4 protein-coding genes are annotated in these 4,535 nt (G+C 69.8%); 1 reads left to right on the forward strand and 3 read right to left on the reverse strand.

The features are described 5' to 3' along the window. The 3 genes from HMPREF1138_RS09970 to HMPREF1138_RS09980 form a co-directional block, all read right to left on the reverse strand. Nucleotides 1-639: metal ABC transporter permease (locus HMPREF1138_RS09970; protein ID WP_009059439.1), on the reverse strand; the 639-nt coding region annotated here is incomplete at its 3' end. Then, nucleotides 636-1,352: a metal ABC transporter ATP-binding protein gene (locus tag HMPREF1138_RS09975; RefSeq protein WP_009059442.1), complete on the reverse strand. Its 717-nt coding sequence runs from the start codon at nt 1,350-1,352 to the stop codon at nt 636-638. The genes HMPREF1138_RS09970 and HMPREF1138_RS09975, both read right to left, overlap by 4 nt. Continuing rightward, the gene (locus HMPREF1138_RS09980; RefSeq protein ID WP_009059441.1) at nt 1,352-2,500 is read right to left on the reverse strand and encodes a metal ABC transporter substrate-binding protein; all 1,149 of its coding nucleotides are present in this window, start codon (nt 2,498-2,500) and stop codon (nt 1,352-1,354) included. The genes HMPREF1138_RS09975 and HMPREF1138_RS09980 overlap by 1 nt, the downstream gene beginning before the upstream one ends. A gap of 154 nt (nt 2,501-2,654) precedes the next feature. On the opposite strand from HMPREF1138_RS09980, the gene HMPREF1138_RS09985 reads away from it, so the two are divergent. Further along, on the forward strand, nt 2,655-4,460 hold the full coding sequence (locus HMPREF1138_RS09985; protein ID WP_039937915.1) for a dolichyl-phosphate-mannose--protein mannosyltransferase: 1,806 nt from the start codon (nt 2,655-2,657) through the stop codon (nt 4,458-4,460). The last annotated feature ends 75 nt before the right edge of the window (nt 4,461-4,535 follow it).

The following is a 4,535-nucleotide window of genomic DNA, read 5'->3' on the forward strand; positions in this document are numbered from 1 at the left end:
GCGCGTCCCGGCGGCGAGGAGGCGCCCGCAGGCCCCGGGCACGACGAGGTAGCCGACGACGAGGAGCACGCCCACGGCCGTCGAGGCGGCGACGACGATTGCGCCGAGGGCCGCGTTGAAGGCGACGTCGATCCAGGTGACGGGAATCCCCGATACGGTGGCGGACTCTCGGTCGAAGGCGACGGCGACCTGGGCGCGCCAGGTCGCCAGCAGGAGCAGGAAGGCCGCCACGAGAACCGCTCCGCTCGTCCACATTCGGGAGGGCGTGATGTCCAGGAGTCGGCCGAACATGAGGGATTCGAGCTGTCCGGACATGTCGCCGATGCGCAGCGAGATGACGATGCCGAGGGAGAAGAAGGCGGTGAGCAGGACCGCGGTCGTCGCCTCACTGGAGCGCGGGCGCCGCGACGCGGCCGTCAGGGCGGCCGCAATGAGGGCCGCGCACACGGCACCGCCGGGAATAATGGCACCCCGCCCGCCGACGGCCATGCCCACGACGATGCCGGGGAAGACGCCGTGCACCATGGTCTCGGCGCCGAACTCTGCTCGGCGCAGGTTAACGAGCGTCGAGGCCGGGCCCGCCGCGAGCGCGAGCAGGCCCAGGACGATGATCGGGCGCAGCAGGTAGGGGGCGATCATGACAGGGACGCGATCGCTTCATCCGCGCTTGACCCGTAGGCGCGCGCGAGGATTTCGGGGGCCAGGGCCTCGTTCGTGGGCCCGAGGGCGACGAGGCGCGAGGCGAGCACGCACGCGCGCGAGCACACGTCGCGCGCGAGGGAGAGGTCGTGTGTGGAGACGACGACGCCCACCCCAGCCTCGGTGAGCTCGGCGATGAGGCGCGTGATGATGTCGCGGCTGGGTGCGTCCAGGCCGTTGAAGGGTTCGTCCATCATGACCAGCTCGGGGCGGGCGACGAGTGCGCGCGCGACGAGGACGCGCTGGCGCTGGCCGCCGCTGAGCGTGCCGAAGCGATGGCTCGCCCGGTCGGCGAGGTTGACGCGCTCGAGGGCGGCGCTCACCCGGCGCCGCATGTCCGCGGTGATGCGCTTGCCCCAGCCGGCCTCGCCGATGAGACCCATGGTGACGACCTCGGCGGCGCTGACGGGGAAGGTGAGGTCGAGGTCAGCGCTTTGGGGCACCAGGCCAATACGCTCGGCGTTCACCTCCACGCGTCCCGACAGGAGCGAGCAGGTGCCGACGACGGCGCGCATGAGCGTGGTCTTTCCACCGCCGTTGGGGCCGACGAGGGCGAGGGCCCCTCCCCCGACGACGTCGAGAGTCAGGCCGGACAGCGCCGGGGTGCCCCCATACCCCAGCGTCGCGTCCCGGAAGGACACGAGAGTCGCCATCAGGGGGCCTCCAGTCGCTCGGGCAGGGCGGGGACGGTGCCGCCCCAGGCCTGGGTCACCGCGCGCGTGTTGTGGATAATCGAACCGACGTAGGTCGCCCCCTCTGAGCCATCAGGGCCGAGCGAGTCGCCGTAGAGGGCGTCGTCCCCGACGATGGGGGTGACGCCCGCGCCTCGCGCGATCGCCTCGATGGACTTGGAGTTGTTGGAGTTTTCGGCGAAGATGGCAACGGCCCCGGAGTCCTTCACGGCCTGCACGGCCGAGGCGATGTGGTCCGCGGTCGCGTCCTGCTGGTCGTTAAAGTCGGACAGGGCGGCGCCGATGAAGCGGATCCCGTAGTCGGCCGAGAAGTAGCCGAACGCGTCGTGGGAGGTGAACAGGACGCGCTGGGCCTCGGGGACGGTGGCGATCGCCTCCCTCGCCCAGGCGTCGAGGGCGTCGAGGTCCTCCAGGTACGAGGCCGTGGCCTCGTTGATCGAGGAGGCGGCATCGGGCGCGGCGGCGGCCAGTCCGGCCCCCAGGTTGGCGACCTGGATGCGGGCGCGCGCCGGCGAGGTCCACACGTGCGGGTCGAAACGGAACTCGGGTTCCTCGCCGGCGGTCTCGGGCGGGAAGGGCCAGGGTGCTACCTCGATTCGTTGGTCTCCTCGGTCGATCGTGTAGGGAGTCTGCGGGTCGGGCGCGCCGGGGTTGTCGACGTCCGATGCCGTCAGGACGCCGGAGGTGACGACCATGCGCCCGTGGAATCCGGAGGAGGCGACCGCGTCGTCGAGGAAGTGCTCGAGGTCGACGCCGGAGACGGCCATGACGTCGGCGTCGGCCAGGGCGGCGGTCTGGGAGGGGGTCATCTCGTGCTCGTGGGCCGAGGCGTTGGGGGCGAGGAGGCACGTCAGGCTCATGGTGAGCGCGGCGCCCTCGGGGGCGGCCCCGACGTGGGTCTTTGTGCCGGAGGCGTCGGTCTTGTCGAGGGAGAGGTCGTTGGAGGCCGCCGCGATCTGCGTGACGTAGTCGCAGATCTGCGTGGTCGTGGCGACGATCGTCAGGCCGTGGGCCGAGGAGGCGGGGGCGCACGCCGCCAGCGGCGCGAGGGCGAGGCCGAGGACGGCGAGGCTCGCGCGGCGTGTTGGTGAGAGGGGGGAGAGGATCATCTTCGCTCCTATAAACTTTTCGGGCACCCGAAAATTATAGGGCAATTCGAGAACGTTTCTCAACTCCATCGGCGTGCACATCTTCCCACCGCACCTCGCCAGATGTACAGCCGCTATTTGCCCACGCGACGCCGCCCGCTACACTCGCTAGGTGATGGACACGACGAACACGAACCACAACACCTCTCGAGGCGCCCAGACGCAGACGCACGACGACACGGTCTCCCCCGAGGAACACGTCGACACCTCGGCGCCCGCCAGCGCTGCGGCACCCACCGACTGCGAGGCGACAACGCCCCCGTCACGAGATGCCCAGGACCCGCCACCCGCGGCCACGGAACCCGAGTCGGCCACCCCGGCCTCGTCCCCGAGTAAACCCCGCCAATGGGACACCCTCCTGAGCACCCCCGCCGCCGGCTGGGTCGCAACAGCTCTCGCCACCCTGATCGCAGCCGTCATCCGCCTGACCGGCCTGGACAACGTCCGCACGCTCATCTTCGACGAGACGTACTACGTCAAGGACGCGTGGTCCCTCCTCACCCTCGGCTACGAGGGGACGTGGCCGCAGAACTACGACCCCACCTTCGTCGCCGGCGACACGTCGAGGCTTTCAGCGACGGCCTCCTACGCCGTCCACCCGCCCACCGGGAAGTGGATCATCGCCCTGGGCATGAAGCTCTTCGGACAGGCCGACCCCGTCGGCTGGCGCATCACCACCGCGATCTGCGGCGTCATCACCGTGCTACTCCTGTGCCGCCTCGCGTACAACCTCTTCCGCAACCCTGCGCTCACGCTCATCGCGGGGCTCTTCCTGGCCACCGACGGCCAGGCCATCGTCATGAGCCGCACGTCCATCCTCGACGGCTTCCTCGCAATGTTCGCGCTCGCCGCCTTCCTCTGCGTCGTCAAGGACCAGCAGTCCGCCCGTCCGCGCCTGATGCGCACACTGCGCGAATGGGACCAAGTCACCGCGCCGCGCTCGGGATGGCGAGACCTGCGCGACTTCCTCCTCGTGCGCGACCGCCGCGGCTTTGCCGTCGGACCCAACGCGGGCAACCGCCCCTGGCTGCTCGCAGCCGGCGTCCTGTGCGGCCTCGCGGGCTCGGTGAAATGGTCCGGCATCTACGTCCTCGCCCTCCTCGGCCTGTTCGTCGCCATCCGCGAGATCACGGCCCGCTGGGCGGCGGGACACCCCTCCCCCGTTCGCGGCGCCCTCCTGGCCGACGTGTGGTGGGCCTTCATCCTCATGGTGCCCCCCGCGATCCTGACCTACATCGCCTCCTGGTTCGGATGGTTCATACACCCACGCGCATACGGGCACGGCCGCTCCGGCATCTCCGGCTTCGGGGGTGCGCTGGCCGACCTGTGGCTCTACCACCGAGATATGTGGAAGTTCCACAACGGCCTCGAGACGCCGCACACCTACCAGTCGAACCCCTACACGTGGCTCGCACAGATTCGACCGACCTCCTTCCACTGGGCCAACGGGGAGGCCGTCACCGGATGCCCCTCCGGCAACTGCGCGACAAACGTCGTAGCCCTGGGCAACCCGATCCTGTGGTGGATCGGCATCGGCGCACTCATGCTCGTCGTGTGGGGGACTCTCCACTACCGCAACTGGCGCGCGGGCGTCATCCTGACGGGCTACCTCGCCCTCTACGTACCATGGCTGGGCTACGCGCACCGGACGATCTTCACCTTCTACACGGTGGCCTTCGCGCCCTTCGTAGCCCTCGCCGTCGCGTGGATGATCGGCCTACTCGCCGGCGCCATCGCCCCTGACGGCCAGCCATCTATCCTCCCCATGCCGCGCAGAACCGAGATCACGGGGCGCGTCATGGCGGTCGGCCTGACCATCACGATCCTCGCGTGCGCCCTGTGGTTCCTACCCCTGTGGCGCGCGGACGTCGTCGACTACGAGTTCTGGCGAGCCCACATGTGGCTCCCGACATGGATCTAGCGGCGCGCCAGCAAGCAAGCGACACAGCCGTCAAAAAATGGGCGGGTGGCCCGGCAGTTACTGCCGGGCCACCCG

The organism is Actinomyces sp. ICM58 (assembly GCF_000283035.1).
In the GTDB taxonomy this organism is placed as follows: domain Bacteria; phylum Actinomycetota; class Actinomycetes; order Actinomycetales; family Actinomycetaceae; genus Pauljensenia.

Bases quoted from the DNA above. Each gene is read 5' to 3' on its own strand.
- HMPREF1138_RS09975 (WP_009059442.1), bottom strand. From the start codon at position 1,352: ATGGCGACTCTCGTGTCCTTCCGGGACGCGACGCTGGGGTATGGGGGC.
- HMPREF1138_RS09980 (WP_009059441.1), bottom strand. From the start codon at position 2,500: ATGATCCTCTCCCCCCTCTCACCAACACGCCGCGCGAGCCTCGCCGTC.
- HMPREF1138_RS09985 (WP_039937915.1), top strand. From the start codon at position 2,655: ATGGACACGACGAACACGAACCACAACACCTCTCGAGGCGCCCAGACG.